19 protein-coding genes are annotated in these 20,312 nt (G+C 40.2%); 10 read left to right on the top strand and 9 right to left on the bottom strand.

Annotation, left to right across the window (positions count from 1 at the left end):
* Positions 1-537: 537 nt before the first annotated feature.
* The 4 genes from ACMAZF_RS17585 (at position 538) to ACMAZF_RS17570 (ending at position 5,145) form a co-directional block, all read left to right on the top strand.
* Positions 538-3,345, top strand: coding sequence for a TonB-dependent receptor (locus ACMAZF_RS17585; protein ID WP_435275026.1), 2,808 nt, complete (start codon positions 538-540; stop codon positions 3,343-3,345).
* A gap of 126 nt (positions 3,346-3,471) precedes the next feature.
* Positions 3,472-4,002: a hypothetical protein gene (locus ACMAZF_RS17580; protein ID WP_435275025.1), complete on the top strand. Its 531-nt coding sequence runs from the start codon at positions 3,472-3,474 to the stop codon at positions 4,000-4,002.
* A 116-nt stretch (positions 4,003-4,118) separates the two neighbouring features.
* Entirely contained in the window at positions 4,119-4,583 is a 465-nt protein-coding gene (locus ACMAZF_RS17575; RefSeq protein WP_435275024.1) for a DUF4920 domain-containing protein, read from the top strand.
* Complete coding sequence (locus tag ACMAZF_RS17570) at positions 4,576-5,145, top strand: PepSY-associated TM helix domain-containing protein (RefSeq protein ID WP_435275023.1); 570 nt, start codon at positions 4,576-4,578, stop codon at positions 5,143-5,145. Before ACMAZF_RS17575 ends, ACMAZF_RS17570 begins: the two co-directional genes overlap by 8 nt.
* Here ACMAZF_RS17570 and ACMAZF_RS17565 read toward each other — a convergent pair.
* From ACMAZF_RS17565 to ACMAZF_RS17555, 3 genes are all read right to left on the bottom strand, one after another.
* A complete protein-coding gene (locus tag ACMAZF_RS17565) occupies positions 5,140-5,370 on the bottom strand; it encodes a helix-turn-helix domain-containing protein (protein ID WP_435275022.1) in 231 nt (76 codons plus the stop codon). The genes ACMAZF_RS17570 and ACMAZF_RS17565 overlap by 6 nt on opposite strands.
* Before the next feature lie 28 nt (positions 5,371-5,398).
* The gene (locus ACMAZF_RS17560) at positions 5,399-5,545 is read right to left on the bottom strand and encodes a hypothetical protein (protein ID WP_435275021.1); all 147 of its coding nucleotides are present in this window, start codon (positions 5,543-5,545) and stop codon (positions 5,399-5,401) included.
* 332 nt (positions 5,546-5,877) lie between these two features.
* Complete coding sequence (locus ACMAZF_RS17555) at positions 5,878-6,891, bottom strand: AraC family transcriptional regulator ligand-binding domain-containing protein (RefSeq protein WP_435275020.1); 1,014 nt, start codon at positions 6,889-6,891, stop codon at positions 5,878-5,880.
* A gap of 125 nt (positions 6,892-7,016) precedes the next feature.
* Here ACMAZF_RS17555 and ACMAZF_RS17550 point away from each other — a divergent pair, with 125 nt between their 5' ends.
* Both ACMAZF_RS17550 and ACMAZF_RS17545 read left to right on the top strand, forming a co-directional pair.
* Positions 7,017-7,457, top strand: a complete 441-nt coding sequence (locus tag ACMAZF_RS17550) for an SRPBCC family protein (RefSeq protein ID WP_435275019.1) — start codon at positions 7,017-7,019, stop codon at positions 7,455-7,457.
* Positions 7,426-8,247, top strand: a complete 822-nt coding sequence (locus ACMAZF_RS17545; RefSeq protein WP_435275018.1) for a sterol desaturase family protein — start codon at positions 7,426-7,428, stop codon at positions 8,245-8,247. Before ACMAZF_RS17550 ends, ACMAZF_RS17545 begins: the two co-directional genes overlap by 32 nt.
* Here the strand turns inward: ACMAZF_RS17545 and ACMAZF_RS17540 are convergent.
* Positions 8,244-8,930, bottom strand: a complete 687-nt coding sequence (locus ACMAZF_RS17540) for a flagellin (RefSeq protein WP_435275017.1) — start codon at positions 8,928-8,930, stop codon at positions 8,244-8,246. The genes ACMAZF_RS17545 and ACMAZF_RS17540 overlap by 4 nt on opposite strands.
* A 155-nt stretch (positions 8,931-9,085) precedes the next feature.
* Positions 9,086-9,637 carry a DUF2947 domain-containing protein gene (locus ACMAZF_RS17535; protein WP_435275016.1) on the bottom strand — a complete coding sequence of 184 codons (552 nt, stop codon included), beginning with the start codon at positions 9,635-9,637 and terminating at the stop codon, positions 9,086-9,088.
* A gap of 103 nt (positions 9,638-9,740) precedes the next feature.
* Between ACMAZF_RS17535 and ACMAZF_RS17530 the strand changes: the two genes are divergently transcribed.
* Entirely contained in the window at positions 9,741-11,528 is a 1,788-nt protein-coding gene (locus ACMAZF_RS17530; RefSeq protein WP_435275015.1) for a hypothetical protein, read from the top strand.
* Positions 11,529-11,732: 204 nt separating this feature from the next.
* On the opposite strand, the gene ACMAZF_RS17525 is transcribed toward ACMAZF_RS17530, so the two are convergent.
* Positions 11,733-13,034, bottom strand: a complete 1,302-nt coding sequence (locus ACMAZF_RS17525; RefSeq protein ID WP_435275014.1) for an NAD(P)/FAD-dependent oxidoreductase — start codon at positions 13,032-13,034, stop codon at positions 11,733-11,735.
* A gap of 256 nt (positions 13,035-13,290) precedes the next feature.
* On the opposite strand from ACMAZF_RS17525, the gene ACMAZF_RS17520 reads away from it, so the two are divergent.
* Positions 13,291-13,761 carry an RNA polymerase sigma factor gene (locus ACMAZF_RS17520; RefSeq protein ID WP_435277275.1) on the top strand — a complete coding sequence of 157 codons (471 nt, stop codon included), beginning with the start codon at positions 13,291-13,293 and terminating at the stop codon, positions 13,759-13,761.
* A 607-nt stretch (positions 13,762-14,368) separates the two neighbouring features.
* Here ACMAZF_RS17520 and ACMAZF_RS17515 read toward each other — a convergent pair.
* Both ACMAZF_RS17515 and ACMAZF_RS17510 read right to left on the bottom strand, forming a co-directional pair.
* Positions 14,369-15,586 (bottom strand): ectonucleotide pyrophosphatase/phosphodiesterase, encoded by a 1,218-nt coding sequence (locus tag ACMAZF_RS17515; RefSeq protein ID WP_435275013.1) that lies wholly within the window; start codon positions 15,584-15,586, stop codon positions 14,369-14,371.
* 39 nt (positions 15,587-15,625) lie between these two features.
* On the bottom strand, positions 15,626-16,513 hold the full coding sequence (locus ACMAZF_RS17510; protein ID WP_435275012.1) for a DMT family transporter: 888 nt from the start codon (positions 16,511-16,513) through the stop codon (positions 15,626-15,628).
* Positions 16,514-16,876: 363 nt separating this feature from the next.
* Here ACMAZF_RS17510 and ACMAZF_RS17505 point away from each other — a divergent pair, with 363 nt between their 5' ends.
* Together ACMAZF_RS17505 and ACMAZF_RS17500 are read left to right on the top strand one after the other, a co-directional pair.
* On the top strand, positions 16,877-18,511 hold the full coding sequence (locus ACMAZF_RS17505) for a protein adenylyltransferase SelO (protein ID WP_435277274.1): 1,635 nt from the start codon (positions 16,877-16,879) through the stop codon (positions 18,509-18,511).
* Positions 18,512-18,961: 450 nt separating this feature from the next.
* Positions 18,962-19,948 (top strand): rhodanese-related sulfurtransferase, encoded by a 987-nt coding sequence (locus ACMAZF_RS17500; RefSeq protein ID WP_435275011.1) that lies wholly within the window; start codon positions 18,962-18,964, stop codon positions 19,946-19,948.
* Positions 19,949-20,013: 65 nt separating this feature from the next.
* Here the strand turns inward: ACMAZF_RS17500 and ACMAZF_RS17495 are convergent, their stop codons facing one another.
* Positions 20,014-20,172, bottom strand: coding sequence for a DUF1761 domain-containing protein (locus ACMAZF_RS17495; RefSeq protein ID WP_435277273.1), 159 nt, complete (start codon positions 20,170-20,172; stop codon positions 20,014-20,016).
* Between the last annotated feature and the right edge of the window lie 140 nt (positions 20,173-20,312).

Here is a 20,312-nt window from a genome sequence, read left to right as displayed (position 1 = left end):
AATTCTTATTGAGAGCGTGCCAATTTAAGTTGCAAGCAGAATACGTTAGGTTCACTAAAAGGTTCAATACTACTGCATACGTATGCATAACACGGGATAATTCACACTTTTTTACATCAAAAATATAATACCATTAATTGCATTAAATATTTGCCCACTTGTACTTGTTAAAATTAACTAAAATGGCGTTGCTCTCAATCCTAATAGCCAGCTATTAGTCAATCGAGCGCCTTGTTTTAGCTGATTTTCTCTACGCACAACAAGATCACTTACTTAATGCAATTGGTATAATTATTTAAATTCAGTGGTTTATGTTGGATTTTGCCCTGTGCAGTGTTTGTTTTTTAGCTTTTTATGTTAACAAAATGTAGCGGATAGGCTTTGAATACGTATGCATAAGGTTGTTTGTTAATCAAGTAGGGGAGTAGTATCGCTTCAAACTACAAAAGCAAATACAACTTTTATTAAGACAAGCTAAGTCACATTAATGTTTGTCCTATATAAGTAGAATAAAAATCAAAAAAGTGGAGTCTAAGTATGTCGAAGTTTAAGCCAAGTTTGGTAACGCTTGCATTAATATCAGCAGGATTAGTGGGAACTGTTCACGCCGCCGATGCTGAGAAAAAAGATGCGAAGCAACAAGCCGCCGAAGCAACCAAAAAAGCAATTGAAAAAATTGAAGTAACTGGCTTTCGCCGCAGTGTTATTCAATCATTAAATACTAAACGTTATTCTTCTAGTGTTGTTGAAGCACTATCAGCTGAAGATATCGGTAAACTTCCAGACTCTTCTATCGCAGAATCTATCGCACGCCTACCGGGCCTTTCTGCACAACGTCTTGACGGTCGTGCTAGCCGTGTAACTATTCGTGGTTTCGGTGAAAATGAATCAAGCACAACATTTAACGGTCGTGAGCAAGTCTCTATTGGTGATAACCGCGGCGTTGAATTTGATTTATACCCATCTGAAATTATGAGCGGTGTAACTGTTTATAAAACACCTGATTCATCACTAGAAGGTGAAGGTATTGCTGGTGTTATTGATCTGCAAACGATCAAGCCATTATCTGTTGATGAGCGCGTTATTCAATTTAACGGTCAAATGGAGCAAACTGGTTTAGATAAACTAAATCCAGACGGCGATAAAACAGGTTTTCGTGGCACTTTCTCATACGTAGACAAGTTTGCTGATGATACCATTGGTGTAGCATTTGCTCATTCAATGATGAGCTCTCCAAACCAAGAAAACCGTTGGAACGCTTGGGGTTACCCAGAGTTTGAAGTTGGCGGTAAACAGTTCTCTATTCTAGGTGGTGCTAAGCCATTTGTTCGTTCATCGACATTAGATCGTGATTCAACCATGTTAGTGATTGAAGCTTCGCCAAATGACGACCTTCACATGACATTTGATGCACTTTACGTTGATTTCTTAGATACAAAAATACTACGTGGTATCGAGGTGCCATTTGCATGGGGCCAAGGTTCTATTGACGCTGCGACTGCAACAGTCGATGAAGCGAGTGGTTTTGTAACAAGCGCTGTGACTAAAGGTCAACGTGTCGTTGTTCGTAACGATGTTGAAGAACGTGAAGCGGATTTATTATCGCTTGGTTTTAATACAAATTGGACGTTAAATGAGACATGGGCAATTGATGCTGACGTAAGTTATTCAAGAGTAAAACGTAAAATTTGGAGTGTTGAAACATACGCTGGTACAGGTCGTGGTGATAATGCTGGAGTTGCAGACAATATTGGTTATAGCTTCGACGGTGGAAACACAGGAGCCAAATTTACCCACGAATTAGATTATAGCGATTACGATCTTATTCAATTGGGGGGGCCACTTTCTTGGGGAGGAAGCGAGGCGCTGAATAATAAGTACGGCATTAAAGATACCCCGCAAGCGAATACAGCTCAAGATGGTTTCATTAACGCACCTGAAATTGATGATGAATTAACATCTTTGAAATTAGCAGCAACGCAACAAATTGATTCAGAAATTGTATCAGATATCACTTATGGTATTTCACATCGCAGCCGTGAAAAGAACAAAAATTCTGAAGGCTACTACATGACGCTTAATGCGTTCCCTGGCACATTAGTGGTTCCAGAGCAGTATCGTGAAGGTAGCGTATCGTTAGATTTCATAGGTATGGGCGACATGATTGCTTATGATACTCGCGGTCTAATCGACGATGGGTACTATTCTTTGACTGCGCAAAGCTTGACTGAAGTGTCTCATGTTACTAAATCTTGGAACGTAGAAGAGAAAATTACGTCGGCGTTTGTTAAAGCAGATATCAATGCTGAGATTAATGACATGCCGTTAACCGGCAACGTTGGTGTTCGTTATGTTCGTACTAAACAGTCGTCAAATGGTGCAGCTGGAAATAAAGTCAATGGAGAGATTGTAACTTCATCGACATATGCAGAACATTCTTACAGTCATGTATTACCAAGCTTGAACTTATCGTTAAAGCTGGATGATGACCAAAACCTACGTTTTGGTGCGGCGAAAACTATTTCCCGCGCTCGAATGAATGATATGAATGCATCTTCTGAAGCGAACTACAACACAACAAACCAACCTGATCAAAATGGAAACTTTTGGTCAATAAGTGGCGGTAATACTCAGCTAGATCCTAAAGAAGCCGTTGGTTACGACTTAACATATGAAAACTATTTTAGCCCTGAAGGTTATTTCTCAGTTGCCTACTTCTACAAAGATTTAAGTAGCTGGATCTTTAACGATACCTTTGAACAGGATATGACTGGTGTTGCTGACCCTACAACTGGAATCGTGCCTCCTGCTGACCGTTCTACTGCAACTGGTTCAGGTAAAATAAACGGTGGTGGCGGTTCACTGAATGGTTACGAGTTTTCTGTTACATTCCCGTTTAACATGCTTAGCGACAGCTTAGATGGCTTAGGTATCATTGCTAGCCACACAAGTGTGTCATCTGATATTAAAGATCACAATGACAACGACTACGAATTACCAGGATTTTCAGAGCGCATTCAATCGTTTACGCTTTACTACGAAAAATCTGGTTTCGAATCTCGTGTAAGTATGCGTAAGCGTAGTGACTTTAAAGGCGATGTTTACGGTATTGGTTTTGACACTAGCCAAGTTGATATCCGCGGTGAAACCATCGTTGATGCGCAAATCGGTTATAACTTCGGTGATGCCGGTGTTGAGAGCCTAGAGGGTTTATCAATTTTCCTACAAGGTCAAAACTTAACTGATGAACCATTTACTTCATTAAGTGGCGATAACGCACTGCAAGTACGTGATTACCAGCAATACGGTCGTACATTCTTACTAGGCTTTAGCTACAAGTTATAATCTAGAATAGAAAAGCGTATATGAAGCCCTTGTGATGAAAATTACAGGGGCTTTTATGTTTATGGGTGTTTAAGTTTATTGTTGAGCACCATATGATACCAATTGCATTAAGTAAGTGATCTTGTTGTGCGTAGAGAAAATCAGCTAAAACAAGGCGCTCGATTGACTTTTAAAGACGGTAATATCAACAGCGACACCGTGTATATGAATGGTGTTATTTACGGTAATACATTAATTGATATTAAAGAGCTATTTAAACGTCACCCTCAAGTTAAACACATTGTCATGGTCAATGTTCCTGGTTCGATGGATGATGAAATTAATTTGCTAGCGTTTCGTGAAATTAGAGCACACGGTGTTGCGACTCATATTCCTGCTGACGGCATGGTTGCTTCAGGCGGCACGGATATGTTTTTGGCGGGTGTCAGCCGTTCTATAGAGGCTGGTGCTAAATTAGGTGTTCACTCTTGGAGTGATGGAGAAAAAGAAGCGTTGGAATACCCTAAAACACACCAAGAACACGATAAATATATTGAGTATTATAGAGAAATCGGAATCCCTACGTCATTTTATTGGTATACCTTAAATGCGGCACCCGCAAGTGAGATTCATTGGATGACTTCTAAAGAAATAGCGACCTTTGAAATTTTAAAATAATATTGAAAATTGATTAAACACAAATAATTACCATTTATATTTGGGCGTGACTTTAAAGATGCCTCATAACATGTTACAAACTCGTTCTGGAAATAAATAGATGAACGGAGAGTTTCATGCGCACATTATTAGCCACTGTTTTATTGGCCCTTGTATTCGTATCGACAGTTAATGCAAAGGCGTTAACCTTCGGTGAAGCCGTAGATGCAAAAGATACAATGAAGATTTCAGCGTTGTTAGCATCACCGCAAAACTACGTTGATAAGAAGGTTACAGTTGCAGGAACCATTGTTGGTGTATGCCAAAAGCGTGGTTGTTGGATGAACTTAGCGTCTGACGCGCGTTTTGAAAAATTACGTATTAAAGTACGTGACGGCGATATGGTATTTCCAATGAGTGCGAAAGGGCGCCAAGCACTAGCGACCGGTTACTTAAAAGAAATTAAGTTGAATTTAGAACAAACTCAACGTTACAAAGCATCATTGGCTAAACGCGCTGGAAAAACTTTTGATTTAGCGTCAGTAACCTCAGGTATGTCACTGTATCAAGTATCGCCAACTGGGGTGAAAATTCTTGACTAGAAAGCAGGGAATTAACTGGTTTCGTCTCAATCGAGAATTACATCGTGATATCGGATATTTTTGCATCGGCCTAACATTGGTCTTTGCAATTTCCGGTATCGCGTTAAATCATTTACGCCATTGGAATCCTAACTATATTGTTGATCGTCAAGCGAAAATGTTGACGTTAGACAATGCGATGTCAGACGATGTGCTAAATGCTACTTTGCTATCGAATTTTGATATCGACGAAGGGATCCGTGCTACTTATTGGGAGTCGCCACAGATCTATAAGGTGTTCTTTGAAGAGGGCGGCACGTTAACCTACAGTTTTACTCAGCAACAAGGTGTTTTTGAACATGTTAGGCCTCGTCACGTGTTTAAACAGTTTAATCGCCTGCATTTGAACGAAGCCCAAAACGGCTGGATTGCATTCTCTGATCTTTATGCCGGATTACTTATTTTTCTTTCATTGTCTGCATTATTCATGGTGAAAGGGAAATACAGTCCGTGGCGCTTTCGGCGTGGCTGGCTAGTTATTGCGGGCGGTGTTGTACCAGTCGTGTATATATTTTTTCTATAGTGCATTTTTTCTGAAAGCAGATGGTGTCATCTGAACATGCTTTTTAAATACAGCGTAGAATGTCGAAGTTGAATTAAAGCCACATTCATCAGCGATATCATCAACTTTTTTAGTATTTGTTTGTAGCATTTCTTTCGCAAGTTCAATGCGGTATTCGTTAATGAAATGAGTGAATGTCACTTTCATATTATCGTTGAGCAGCTGTGATAAATAGGGACTCGACACCCCATTCTCTTTGCTACCTTTGTGATAGTTAGCCCTGCTCTTGGAATAATTGATGCTGAGTAATCAATGTTTCTAATTGCAAAATATGAATATTCGCTTGTTCATCTTCTATTTCTTTATCACTGTATTTTTCTGCTGTTTTAGCATGTTCTCTTCGGCGTAAAACAAAAAACATTAGATACCAATTGCATTAAATATTTGCCCACTTGTACTTGTTAAAATTAACTAAAATGGCGTTGCTCTCAATCCTAATAGCCAGCTATTAGTCAATCGAGCGCCTTGTTTTAGCTGATTTTCTCTACGCACAACAAGATCACTTACTTAATGCAATTGGTATAAAAAAGAAGAAAACTGATTTGATGATCCGCACGCTAATCATGAGTAATAATAACGAGAGGAAGATATTTTTAGCGGTACGTGGTTTGTTAAACATCAAATAGCCAGATATTAATAACCCATTGAAGGCACCCAATGCGCTAAATAAAAATAGGAGTGATGATGAAATATTCATAGTGCGGCTCGTTTTCCTGCGTCCTGTTTTACGAGATATTGCTTTGGTGTGCAGTTAAACCATCTTTTAAAGGCGCGATTCAATGAGCTTTGTTCATTAAACCCCAATTGCTGCGATAAATCTCCCAGTGGCATCTTTCCTATGAGCGCGATGACGCGGCGTTGGCGTTCGCTATCTAATAACTCACCGAATTGTTGTTGTTCTGCTTTGAGCTGTCGTTGCAGTGTTCGTGGTGATAAATGAAGCGCTGCGGCAAAACGAATGAGCGTGCAGTTATTCAAATCTATTTTGGTACTAAGCAGGTCAGCGACTCTATTTTTTGCGAGGTCATTGTCATTGAGCTTGCTCAATTGTTCTTGAGAAAGCGCCATAAGTGCTTGGTGAATTTGTGGATTGTCGTTGCGAAATTCGAGATTAAGAAACTCAAACGGAAAATCGATTTTATTGACTTTGGCACCGCCATAAACAGGGCAATTGAATAGTTTACTCAGCTTGACTAGCAATTCTTTTGGGTAGCAATGAACAAAGCTGACGCTTGTCGGGGGTAATGTATAACCGATGAGTTGCGTGGTAGTGGTACACCAAGCTGCCATGTTTCTTAACACGACTTGCTCACTACACTGATTATGAGGTGTCCAAGCAATACTCGCTTGCTCTAAATTATGGCTAAATACACAATTTCCAATGTTGGCAACGATGCGATCAAATTTTAATAAATCGTTAATAGCATTGCCTAGGTTTTCACACGATTCTATTAGGAAGCCTAAAACACCATAGTCAGCACTGTGGATATCCGTTCCTAAGTAGCAGCCAAATAGCGGATTGTCGCAAGCCACTTTACCGTAATCCAGTAAATCAGAGTAGTGCGACAATGAAACACGTTGCGAGTCGTCGTAGCTATCAAACTCAGTAAAATTAATCGCATTGAGCGCATCCTCGCGATTAACACCTTGCTGTTCAAGAAAGGTTAAAACGCCGCTGAAATAGCTTATTGAAGTAGAGTTTTTCATCGTTAGTTTTAGTTTTGTTGATGAGTTGTCGTCTAAAGACAAAAATCTTGTCACAAGACGGCAAGTTTGCCAAGCATAAATTCAATAATCTTTATGGTTATTATTCTTTCAATATTGGTTGATTTATGCTCACTATTTCATTAACAAAATCTATTAATGCCAGTGCCGATGATGTGCATAGTGCGTTGTTAGACCATGAGCAATTGGGGCGATTTTTTAATGGCTCGTTTAGTGTTAAACAACCTGCAACCTGTAGCACTGGTGTGGGGCTAATTCGCGAAATCACCATGCGCGGTGAGAAGTTTTGTGAAGAGGTTATTGCTGTTACACAGCGTTGTATACATTATCGAATCATTGGCAATAAGCCAGTAAGAAATCATTATGGCAGCATTCATATTATCGATAGTAATGATGGTTGCAAAATCAATTATCTCATCACTTGTCAGGCTCTATGGTGGCAACCGAGCTTTATCGTTAAAAAAATAATTAATCAAGACATGAGCCAAGGGCTTACAAAACTAGCGGAGCACCTTAATGGACGTAGCATTAATTCTTCTAGCGATTAGCCCAATTTTTTGGCTGTTTATTGGCTATGAATTCTTTAAATATCGCGAAAACTATAAATTAAAAGATTCGGCAGCAAATACCGTATTGGCGCTATTACATCAGGGTACTGATGCTATTGCATTAGCTATATTAATGCCGTGGTTTTATGTGCTTTATGAGTATCGTTTGTGGGATGTTGAAGTCTCTTTTGCCACCATGTTTGTCGCCTTTGTGTTACAAGATTTTTTATATTATTGGTTTCATCGAGCTTCTCATAACATTCATTGGATGTGGGCGGCGCATGTCGCTCATCACAGCTCGACGCATATGAATTATTCAACGGCGTTTAGGCAGTCTTTGATGTATCCAATCGCCGGCATGTGGGTGTTTTGGACGCCGATGATCGTGATTGGTTACGATCCAAAGGTTGTATTTGCGGTAGTTGCCTTAAACTTAGCCTTCCAGTTTTTTGTTCATACCAAGATTGTTGGCAAGCTTGGCTTAATAGAAAAGCTCTTTAACACGCCGTCTCATCATCGTGTGCATCATGCTATCAATGGGAAATATATCGATCGCAATTATGCTGGTGTGTTAATTATCTGGGATAAATTGTTTGGGACATATGTTGAAGAGGATGAACAAGTACCTTGTGAATTTGGCATTGTCGGTCAGCTAAATAGTGATAATCCGATTAAGATTAGCTTTCATCAGTGGATTCATTTGTTTAAACAAACAAAACGCGCCACATCGTGGCGCGCTAGGTATAAGGCATTGTTTGGCTATCCAACAAGTTCAGAACAAAAGCACTAAACCATTTGATTGAATAAGAGTCCCTTACGTTCTTCTTCTGTTTTTTGAATACTTAATGAGGCTTGCAGCAAAATATCATTCTTTTGTTGCTCGCCAGTGGCTTGTGCAAAATCAGTATCACGAATACGAGAACGGGCAGCACTGCTATTGGTGCTTGTAACTTCATAGGTACTGATTTGGCTTTCTAAGCCATTTGATTGCGCGCCTAAGCTAGATGCTTGCTCACCAACACTTGCTAATGCCGTTTCAATTGCGGCGAGAGAACCAGCTGTGTCACCAGCGTCAAGACCTGAAATAAAACTATCATTACCCAGTGCTTGACCAGCTACCGCGTTAATTTCACCTGATATTTGATCTAACTCTCCTTGAATCGCAGAGTTGTCAGACAATGGACTGCCTGATTGAACAGCTAATTCGTTAGCACGTTGCAGACTGTTTGTAATCGATGATAACTGCGCTGAAGCTACATCATTAAGATTAATTTGATCGCGTGAGTTAACAGCTTGTTGATTTAAACCATTGATTTGTGATGTTAGACGATTGGAAATCTGCAAACCAGCAGCATCATCTGCCGCTTGATTAATTTTTAGTCCCGAAGCGAGTTTTTCCGTCTGCTCTTCACGCTTTTTTTGCGCTTGTTCGATAAAACTAAGTGACGAAGTTTGATTAATTGAAAAGTTCATCAAACGCTCCTTAATAATAGGGTGACATTCAATTCTAATAGTTGTTTATCTATCGGTACATAAGAAAAAAGTGCTGTAAAATGTGAAATTATTTAAGCCGTTGATTCCTAAAGTTATACAATAAACAACTGACAACTTAATCCAGCAGGGCTTAGTTAGATAGCACTCTTGTTGCCGATACGAAATGTACCATTAGACATAAACTGCACGACTTGATCGCGTTTTTTACCAATCAACAGCGGACCGTCGTCCATAAATAAGAAGTTTTTCCAAGTGCGCTGAAAGACATCCCACGTCGTTTCAATAACTTGTTTACGGTCATTACAGTAATAGACAACGGTGTTGCTGGGCCAACTTAGGTGTTCGAGAATGAGCTCGGGCAACGCTTCGTGGTCGCTATCCCACTGAACTTCCCATTTGCCTTGTTCACACCAAGTATTAGGATTGAACGGCCAGTCTCCTTTCTTAAAAAAATCAGGATGATCCACTTGCTTGCTGACAAAAGTATTCCAAAATGTAGTTGCACGTTGTGCTTCCATTGGTTTTATTTTTTTTAGATCGTCTTCAGCAATAGGGACATTTTCGTGCTGAAAAGCCCACGCTTTCGGGTGTTGAGAAATAGGAAAATAGGCCATTGAAATAGTATCTTGTAAAACAGTGGCGTCATTATACCAGTTGCATGAATTAAGTAATCTTTTTTGTAACACGGTGAACGTATGCCATTTTGATGCCGCTAATTTCATCGCTTAATTGTGCATTTTGATTAATTGAGTATGCTATGACAATACCCAGATGATTATGGAATCGATTATGAAAAATTTCATGAATTTCCACACGCTAGTCGGATTGTTGCAAGGCCTCGTGATTGCCGTTTTTGCGTTTCTTGAAGACAATGATAAGGCATATTCTCATTTTAAGACCGTGGTAATTGAAGATGTCTTGTTATATACCGTCACGTTTAGCCTCAGTATTACGTTACTTTTCATTCAGTTAACACCAAAACTACACTTGCTAAAATTTTCAACCCAGTTGCAATCGTGGGTAATGCTTGTTGGCTTTAATGCGCTAATGTGGGTGTTGGGATATCAATTTTTATCAGGGTTAGATGACGATTTTTATGGCATCTGGTTTCTTATTTACGCCTTAGGTGCTTATTTTATTTTACCCTTTATTCAGCTGTCATCTGAAGGGGCTACAACGTTTAATAGCTGGTTCTGTGGAAGTTATCATCAGCTATTTTCAAATGCGTGGTGCAACGGCATTTTAGTCGCCTTTGGGTGGTTATGTGCTGGCGTAGTTTGGCTGGTACTCGCTCTTTGGTGGGAGTTATTTGAGGTCATTAATATTAGCTTCTTTAAAACCTTGTTTACGAGTAAATGGTTTGCCTGGCCAGTACTTGGGATGGTATTTGGAACTGGTATTTATACGGCGCAGAATCAATTGAGCATTATCGATAACCTGAAACGATTGCTGCTTAAAATGTGCGGACTATTGTTACCTCTGGTTGCATTATTAACCCTGAGTTTTGTGGCAAGCGTAGCGGTAACAGGCATTGAACGAGTATGGGATACAGGTGTCGCGACGCCGCTGATTTTGACCTTGGTATTTCTTAATATCTTATTGATTAATGGCGCAAGTCTGCCAGAAAAGTCAGCTGCACAATCATTAGCCTTGCCTCAAAAACTTATATTGCGCATTGCCATTTATATCAACATTGCCGCCCTCACCGCACTAACCGCCATTGCTGCTTATTCAACATTCTTACGTATCGACCAATACGGCTGGACCGTGCCACGAAGTTATTTGGCATTATTGGTGTTGACCATGTCGATATATTCACTGGCTTACATCGGGTTAATTGTGGTTGCAAGCACTAATTTTAATTGGTTGCGGCGCGTCAATGTCACTATTACTTGGAGTGTATTGGTGTTGATAGTGTTGACCCATAACCCGTTGTTTAACCCCGTTAATTTAACGATTAATAGTCAGCTCAATCGGTTGGCAAGCCAACAGGTGACACCGCAAGATTTTGAATATGAGTTGCTGCACTTTGAATTAGGGGAGCGAGGAAAAACGGCACTGGAAGAATTTATTCGCACTGAGCAGCATCCAGCAATGAATGACATCACCCGTTTTATCGAGGCGATAAAATTATCGGAAAGCCGCTATGACTGGCGACATAAAAAGGCGAACATGCTGGCAAAACCTATTCACTTTAACTGGTTAACAGAGCAACACATTGATGACGTTGTATTAACGGACTTAATAAAAACGGGCGATTTTAGGCAGCAAGTTTGCCAAGAAAAAGCATGTTACGTCATCGCCATTAATTTGGATAATGATGATGTTTTGGAAGCTATTATCTTGATGGGCGCAGGACCGATGGTGAGCGTGATTGATCGTAACGAGCGCACCAATTATCAGTGGGCAATGGTTGGCAGTTTATCGAACGCCGCTCATTCATATCATGACTACGATAAATTAGTTAAAGAGCTTGAGGAAAATGGTATTAATGCGGTGCCAAGGGTCTATAAGTCTATAAAAATTGGCGATCGTATATACGATATTAAAGCGAATTATACCAATTACATTAAGTAAGTGATCTTGTTGTGCGTAGAGAAAATTAGCTAAAACAAGGCGCTCGATTGACTAATAGCTGGCTATTAGGATTTAGAGCAACGCCATTTTAGTTAATTTTAACAAGTACAAGTGGGCAAATATTTAATGCAATTGGTATTATAGCCTTCGCGATGCGCAATAAAGCCCAGTAGTTTCTGCTATTGGGCTGTTGTTGGCAACGGACTAATGAAGTTTCATGCGCGGTCTAACAACACGCATTATTTTTTCAGCACACCATAAGCCGAATGTTTTTAGCGTGCCGTGAATGGCACGTTGATGCATTCGATATAAGGAAATATACATGATGCGTGCAATCTTACCCTCCACAAACATTGAACGTTTAGTCAGGTTGCCCATTAAGCTGCCCACGGTGCTATAACGGCTTAAATTAACGAGCGAACCATAATCGACATAGCGATAATTAGCTAAGGGTTTATTGTTGAGTTTATTGATGAGATTAGACTCAACGCAGCTGGCCATCTGATGCGCAGACTGCGCCCGTGGAGGGACAAACTTTCCGTCTGGTAACTCACATGCACAGCAATCGCCAATGACAAAAATAGCGTCGTTGGTTGAGCTTAATAATGTCGGCTTTACAACAATTTGATTAGCGCGGTTAAGTTCAAAACAAGCAAGCGCTCGAATAAAGTCTGGCGCTTTTACGCCAGCGGCCCATAACATTAAATCGGCGTTGATTAGTGTTTCTTCACTAGTAATAAAGCCCTCAGAGCCTGCCTTAGCAATACGGGTGTTTTCCATCACATTAACACCGAGTTTTTCAAGTTCATCTTTAGCGCTTTGACTAATACGTGGCGGTAGGGCTGGCAAAATTGTCGGGCCAGCTTCAATTAAATGGATGTTGAGTTTGGCGCTTGTCATGTTGCTCAAACCATATATTTTTAGAAGATCAGCAACATGATAAAGCTCTGCCGATAGTTCAACGCCAGTCGCGCCTGCGCCAACAATGGCGATATCTAGTTGGGCATCTTGTGTGTTTTGATGAACTTGCGTAAATGCATTGAGCAGGGCACCGTGAAAACGGTCAGCTTGCTTGTGTGAATCTAGAAAGAAACAATGCTCTTTGACACCCGGGGTATTAAAATCGTTGCTCACACTACCAATGGCAATGACAAGCTGATCATAAGTTACGTCTCGTGCAGGTAATATTTGCTGCTGTTGTTCAAACTGCGGAGCAAGGGTAATGGTTTTTGTTTCAGAGTTGAGGCCGCAAAAAGTGCCTAATTGGAATCGATAGCCGTGCTTAGCCGCATGTGCACTGTAAACTACGCCATCTAAATTTGAGTCAAGAGAACCCGTCGCCACTTCATGTAACAGTGGTTTCCAGATATGACTACGATTTTTATCTATCAGTAAAATATTTGCTCGGTTTTTTTTCCCTAGTTTGTGTCCCAATTGCGTGGCCAGTTCAAGTCCGCCAGCGCCGCCGCCAATAATAACGATATTAGGAAGTGTTGATGTTGCCATGGTGTTATCCTCAGAAAAATTAGAGGACTAAATTCATGTTGTTACACAAATTTACTCCTATAAATTCTTTTCACCATGGAAATGAATAGCTGCATTCAATCTAATTGAATTGTAAATTAATGTCGACTTTTATTTAATTTAATGCGACGTTTTCATGGCATCAATTGTTATATAGATAAAACGACACGACTTTGGAGAGTTTGAAATTTGACTCAATGGAATGAATTAATGCTGCAGCGCCTGAAAAAAAGGCGATATTAAAGCCCAAGAATTACTTTATAGGGAGTTTTCTAAGACTGTCTATACTGCAATTTTGAAGATCTGTGGTAACAGAGATTTGGCAAATGATTTATTACATGATTCATTTCTAGATGCCTTTTCTCAGATTGATAAATTTAGAACTCAAATATCTATTAAAGCTTGGCTTAAACGTATTGCAATTAACAACACCGTTAACTTTCTAAAGCGGAGTCAGTTAGCCTCAAAATATATAATTGATTTTCGTAGCGACGATGACGAGTACGTAGAAAAAGATTCAACCCAATTGTTGGATCCGCTTTTTTCTGAGACTTCAGCAGAACACCGGGCTGTAATATGGTTGTTTGTCGTTGAACAATATAAACATCACGAGATAGGTGAAATGTTAGGCCAGTCTGAAAGCTACTCGAAATCAGTTGTTAGCGGTTCATTGAAACGTCTACAAGAACAAATGAAGGAAAATGATTGATGACCAATGATAAAGATGATCAAGCATTGTTAGATTTACTTGTAAATGACGTTAAAAATATAGAACAAGAATCACCGCCTGACGCTGTGTAGTACAAAATAGCTGACTCTCTTACTCGTCGTTCAAAAATGAAATTCACTCGATACTTTGCTGTCGCCTCTGTAGTTCTAGTATTGATTACTGGTGGAAAAATAACTGTAGATATCTCTCAACAGCAAAGAATAGAGCGTCTAATACCAATTGCATTAAATATTTGCCCACTTGTACTTGTTAAAATTAACTAAAATGGCGTTGCTCTCAATCCTAATAGCCAGCTATTAGTCAATCGAGCGCCTTGTTTTAGCTTATTTTCTCTACGCACAACAAGATCACTTACTTAATGCAATTGGTATAATTGTCGAAAACAAAGACTTAGAAGAGCAACTCCGTGGCCAAATATTGTATTAGTTAAGAAGCTTCAAGGGCGTACACGGGAATTTGATAAATCCGATGACTGGAGTCGACATCGCTGGTCAGATCATATAATCGCGGAGGATTATCTATACCCCAATGTGCAGCCTAATGAATAACTCATTAAGCGCCCAAGGGCGCTTAATTCATACATCAATTAATTAAGAAGCGGTTGCATCTTTTCAAGTTTGCCATCAATTGGCGTGGTGATTTTAACACCGAGAATGTGTGCCAATAGCGGCATGACGTTGACATTCTCGACTGTACTCATTTGATAGCTTTTCTTAAAAGCAGGGCCTTGTGCGTAGAATATTGCATCCATATCTGTGGTATTAAACTGGCTCCAGCCGTGATCGCCATGGCTGGTGCGACCGTCAAAGCCAATGGCCCAATCTTTGTCAGCAAAGCAGGTGATGTCACCCATACGTTGTGATTTAGAGGCATTAAACTTGGCTGGCACTTCTTGATATAAATGGCACTGGTAATGCTTTGCTTGTTGACGAATATTCGCTAATGCTTGCTCGGTTGTTATTGTACTTTCTTCATTGTGATACAAATGCACTATGGTATTGGCGGCAGCAACGTTAAACTCATCCTTAACCCACGCTGGAATATATTCATAGTTTTCTGCTGGGTAGTCATCCATGCCGTGATCGGAAACAATCACAATGTTAACGTCAACATCAAGGGTTCGTACTTTTTCAACCAGCTGTTTTATTGCGGCGTCGACCGTTTTTATGGTGGCGATTAATTCTGGTGAATCTTGGCCAAATTCATGGCCTGCACTATCGATATCGTGGAAATAGGTTGTGATGAGTTGTGGTCGTTGCTCTTCTGGGAGTTGTAACCATTCTAAAACCCCATCGATGCGTTGTTGGTGAGGTTGTGAGTGCTCATACTTTTTATAAAAACTTGGACGAACGCCTGCTATTTCAGCTTCCGAACTCGGCCAGAAATAACTCGCGGCGCGTACATTTTGCTCTTCGGCAATTACCCACAATGGTTTACGCAAATAAAAGTCTGAATTAGTAACGGCTTCAAAATCTTTAATGTAATAGGTTTTATCGAGATCTGGTGCATAAAACTTGTTAGCGACAATGCCATGATGTTGTGGATATGAACCAGTAACTAAACTGATATGATTCGGAAATGTCTTAGTCGGAAAAGAAGGGCGCATCGACGCTAAACTTGCGCCCTCTTTAGCAAATGTTGAGATAAACTCCGGTTTGTATTTTTCGACATAATCCCAACGAAAACCATCAAGTGAGATAAGTAATACATAAGGCTTTTGAGCTGTTTCTGTCGCTTGTTTTTCTGAATCTGTTGCACATGCATTGAGTAGCAAAAAAGTGCATGCTAAAAGTAGTTTTTTCACAATCATTCCTAACACAAGTAAATTGTTAGGAATGATGCGCTACAACTTAATACGTTGCAATGAAAATCGTTTACCCCAAAAGTAAATTCCCAACCCAAGGGTAATTAATAAAGCGCCCATAACCAGCTGATGACTGATCCGCTCATTGTTAAAAATTGCGCCTAACGCGATGGCAAAGCTGGGCGTTATTAACGTTGATAATGCAACAGTGCTGGTGGCTAATCGTTGCAATACAAAGAAATAAGCAATCAATCCTATTAATGAACCAAAGATACCAAGGTAAGCAATGGATGCTAACGAACGAACACTCCACTGATGGGCATTTAACTGCCCATCAGTAATCAGCCAAGCGATGAAAAATAATGGCAGTGAAAAATACAACGTGCCGAGTGTTGTCGCCAATGGATGAATACTAATGTTGACACTTTTAACCAATACACCGCTGAGGCTAAAAAAGAACATCGCAACTAACAGCAATAAGATACCTATATAGCTATCACCGCTTAATGAGATTTTGTCCCAGCAGACAATGGCTAAACCTGCTAAACAAACCATCATCGCCAGTTTTTTACTGTTATCAAAGGCTGGCTCATCAAGTATTCTGCGTGCTAGTAACCCTGTAAAAATTGGTGACAAACCAAATACCAACGACATAAAGCCAGAAGTCACATAAGTTGATGCCATATAGCCGCAAGTCATTCCGCCAAACAAGCCGAGCGTTGAATAACCATAGAGTCTAAATGCGGTGTTTGAAACAGGCAGTTTTATGCGAAAAATGACTAAAATTGCAGTGCCTAATACTGCGGCTATTATCATTCGTAACATAACTGCCATAGTCGGCGACACGCTTTCGCTACTCCACACAATGCCCAGCGGTGTTGTCGACCAAATAGCAATGACAATGAGATAGCAAATAGGTACTTTCATAATGGGTGGCTTCCTTTTGTTATCGAAGCCTAACTGTCTGGAGCATTGATGTGGAAACAAAAATTAAGCCGCAGTAGGTAGGCTGCGGCTTGAATAAAATATTATGGAAACTAATCAAGTCGCTTATACATACACATCACCACACTGACTGATAGCCAGCATGAATTGATTAGCGATGTAAAAGCGATAGATGGTTTCATTGTTTTGGTAATAATTTCATAGATTAATGAATCCATAGTGCAGGGTGATTAAAATAAAGTCAATTAGGGGGTATTGAATTTTTTTATAAATTTTATCCCCAATTATTTTACGGATTTTTCAGCACACATTAATAGGTATACTAATGGCACTAATTTGTAATTTATCGAGAATCACGTGCCATTACTTCAATCGAAATTCACCTTTGATAACCGTTTTGTGAATAACTTGCCAGCCGATCAAGAAGCAGAAAAGTTTACGCGTCAGGTATATAACGCGGCCTACTCTTTTGTCATGCCCACCAAGGTCGCAGCGCCTAAGATTATTGCTATTGATGAAGCACTTGCTAATGAACTCGGATTTGAAGATAACGATCTCAGCGACCCGCTATTTAGCGACGTAGTTGCAGGGAATGCGATTTTAGACGGCATGGCCCCTTATGCAATGAATTATGGTGGGCATCAGTTTGGGAACTGGGCTGGACAACTTGGTGATGGTCGTGCCATCAACTTGGGCGAGTTGGTAACGCCAGAAGGCGAGCATCGTATTTTACAACTCAAAGGAGCGGGTATTACGCCATATTCTCGCAGCGGTGATGGTTTAGCGGTATTACGTAGCTCAGTACGTGAGTTTTTATGTAGCCAAGCGATGGAGCATCTAGGTATAGCAACCACCAAAGCCTTATCGCTGAGTTTGACGGGTGAAGACGTCATGCGTGACATAATGTATAACGGTAATGCAGCGTTAGAGCCAGGTGCTGTGGTGTGCCGAGTATCGTCATCATTTACCCGCTTTGGTCACTTTCAACTTCCCGCTTTTAGGCAAGATACTGAACTGTTAAAGGCATTAGCCGATCACACCATCGCTGCTGATTTTCCCCATCTACTTGAGAAACGAGAATCGTCGCAAGATGAAGCCATCGAAAAGGAAACCTATTTACGTTGGTTTGAAGAAGTATGTCAACGTACCTGCAAAATGGTCATTGGCTGGCAGCGAGTTGGTTTCGTGCATGGGGTAATGAATACCGATAATATGTCGATTGTCGGTGAAACTATCGATTATGGCCCTTATGGCTGGATAGATGATTTTGATGTTAACTTCACCCCCAATACGACCGATAGACAACATAAACGCTATCGTTTTGGCACCCAAGGTGAGATTGCGCAGTGGAATTTATTCCAACTCGCTAACGCGATTTACCCGTTGGTGGAAGAGGCACAGCCCCTTGAAGCACTGTTAAATCAGTTTGCTGATGATTATCAGCTTGGTTGGCGCGAGATGATGGCACAAAAACTGGGATTAGAAAGCTATCAAGAGGCTGAAGATTTAACGCTGTTTGAATCTCTTGAAGCGATACTTAGCTTGGTTGAAACTGATATGAGTATATTCTATCGCAAGCTTGCTCAGTTAGATTTATCACATGACTTAAGTGATTCATCTACATGGCTCCCGACACTGCACAGCGCCTATTATGAGCAAGATGAGTTGAGTGACACTTATTTATCACAAATGTCCGCTTGGCTTGTTAAATGGAAAAATCGAGTTTCTAAAGAAAATCGCACTGATGAGTTAAGAGTCAGCCAAATGAATCGCGTTAATCCTAAATATGTTCTGCGAAACTACCTATCGCAACAGGCCATCGATGCTGCCCAGCAAGGCGACTATAGTGAAATTCATCGCCTGCAGAAATTGTTACGTCATCCTTACGATGAACAACCAGAATTTGAAGATTATGCAAAGAAACGTCCTGATTGGGCGAGGAATAAAGTAGGTTGTTCGATGTTGTCGTGTAGTTCGTAAGTTGGCTCTCAATTTTAGTCTAAAGTTTGTCTGTGGCTGATTAGATTTGCTATACTGCGCGCCGCAATTCGAAGGTCCTGTCGCTGTTTGATTTTTTGGTGTGCTTTGACGGGTAGCATGAAACGTTTGATGATTCTATTGCACACCAGTTACTTTTCTTTGCTTCGCCAAATAAAAGTAACCAAAAGAAAGGCGACCCGAAGATTAGCTGCTTATCTTCAAAAATATTTCTGTCTTTACGGGCCGATTTTTATGCGCATCCATGCGCAAAAATCTAAAAAATCATCCATGATTTTTTCCCTAACATAAATATTCTTGAAGGCATCTAATAACGGGACTAAAGGCAATTAGCCTTAACCGTTAGTTGTAATAATTATGTTGTTCGTGAATGAATTACGAATGTCTACAGCACTGGATTTACGATCCAGCTCGTTCAATGGGAAATAAAATATGTCAAAAATACATGTATGCGCCATGTACAAATTTGTGCGCTTAGAAAACTTTGAAGCTATTCGTGAGCCTTTATTAGCGATAATGGAAGCGAATGATGTTCGCGGTACGCTGTTATTAGCGTTAGAAGGCATTAACGGGACTATCGCAGGCCCTGAAGCTGGAATAGAAGCGGTGGTTAACTTCCTGCATAGCGATGAGCGTTTAAATCCTATTTCAAATAAAGTGTCTTATAACGATGAAAATCCATTTCAACGTACCAAGGTTAAACTCAAAAAAGAGATTGTAACCATGGGTGTTGAGGGTATCGATCCGAATCACGTGGTTGGTACTTACGTTAAGCCACAAGATTGGAATGCGTTGATTTCTGATCCTGAGGTTGTATTAGTTGATACGCGTAATGACTACGAAGTTGAAATTGGTACTTTTAAAGGCGCACTTGATCCTAATACTGAAACTTTCCGCGAATTTCCGCAGTATGTAAAAGAGAATCTAGATAATACGAAGCACAAGAAAGTTGCTATGTTTTGTACTGGTGGTATTCGCTGTGAAAAATCAACTGCTTATATGAAAGAACAAGGCTTTGAAGAAGTTTACCACCTTGAAGGCGGTATCCTACAATATCTTGAAGATGTGCCAAAAGAAGAGTCAATGTGGGAAGGCGAGTGTTTCGTCTTTGATGGCCGTGTTGCCGTAAATCACGATTTAGAACAAGGTCAATATGATCAATGTTTTGCTTGTCGTTTCCCGTTAACGGAAGAAGAAATGAAAAGCGAACATTACGTCAAAGGCGTAAGCTGTCATCGCTGTCATGACCAAGTGACTGATGAGCAACGTGCTCGTTTTGCAGAACGTGAGCGCCAAATTCAATTAGCAGAACAGCGCGGTGAAAATCATATCGGTGGCGATGTGAAAAACATTATCAATGATCGCCGTGAGCAAAAAGTTGCCATTAAAAAAGCGGCACAAGAGAAAAATAATGCTTAATAGAGATATTTAGTGTTGATTGCCATTTAAAGCCCTCATTTGAAGTGAGGGCTTTTTAGTTTTAGTTAATGCCACAATCCTAAAATTATGGCGTAGATAACAAATTGACTACAGTGATAACCTGCGTCTATCAGCAATAAGCGAAAACTTTTATTACTAAATTGGTAGTTGATGCCAAAACTGGCTGCGACAAAACCAACGCCAACTAATAGCCCGAATTTGATTGATTGCCCTCGAATTCGATGGTTGAATTTTCAATAAATGCAGTTTTAGTGGGACGATCTTGCGTCGCTGCCGTTTTATTGATTGTGATACCAATTGCATTAAGTAAGTGATCTTGTTGTGCGTAGAGAAAATCAGCTAA

The organism is Psychrobium sp. nBUS_13 (genome assembly GCF_051201665.1).
GTDB lineage: Bacteria > Pseudomonadota > Gammaproteobacteria > Enterobacterales > Psychrobiaceae > Psychrobium.
The sequence above is the reverse complement of the archived record's forward strand: the minus strand, read 5'-3'. Positions and strand labels throughout refer to the sequence as shown.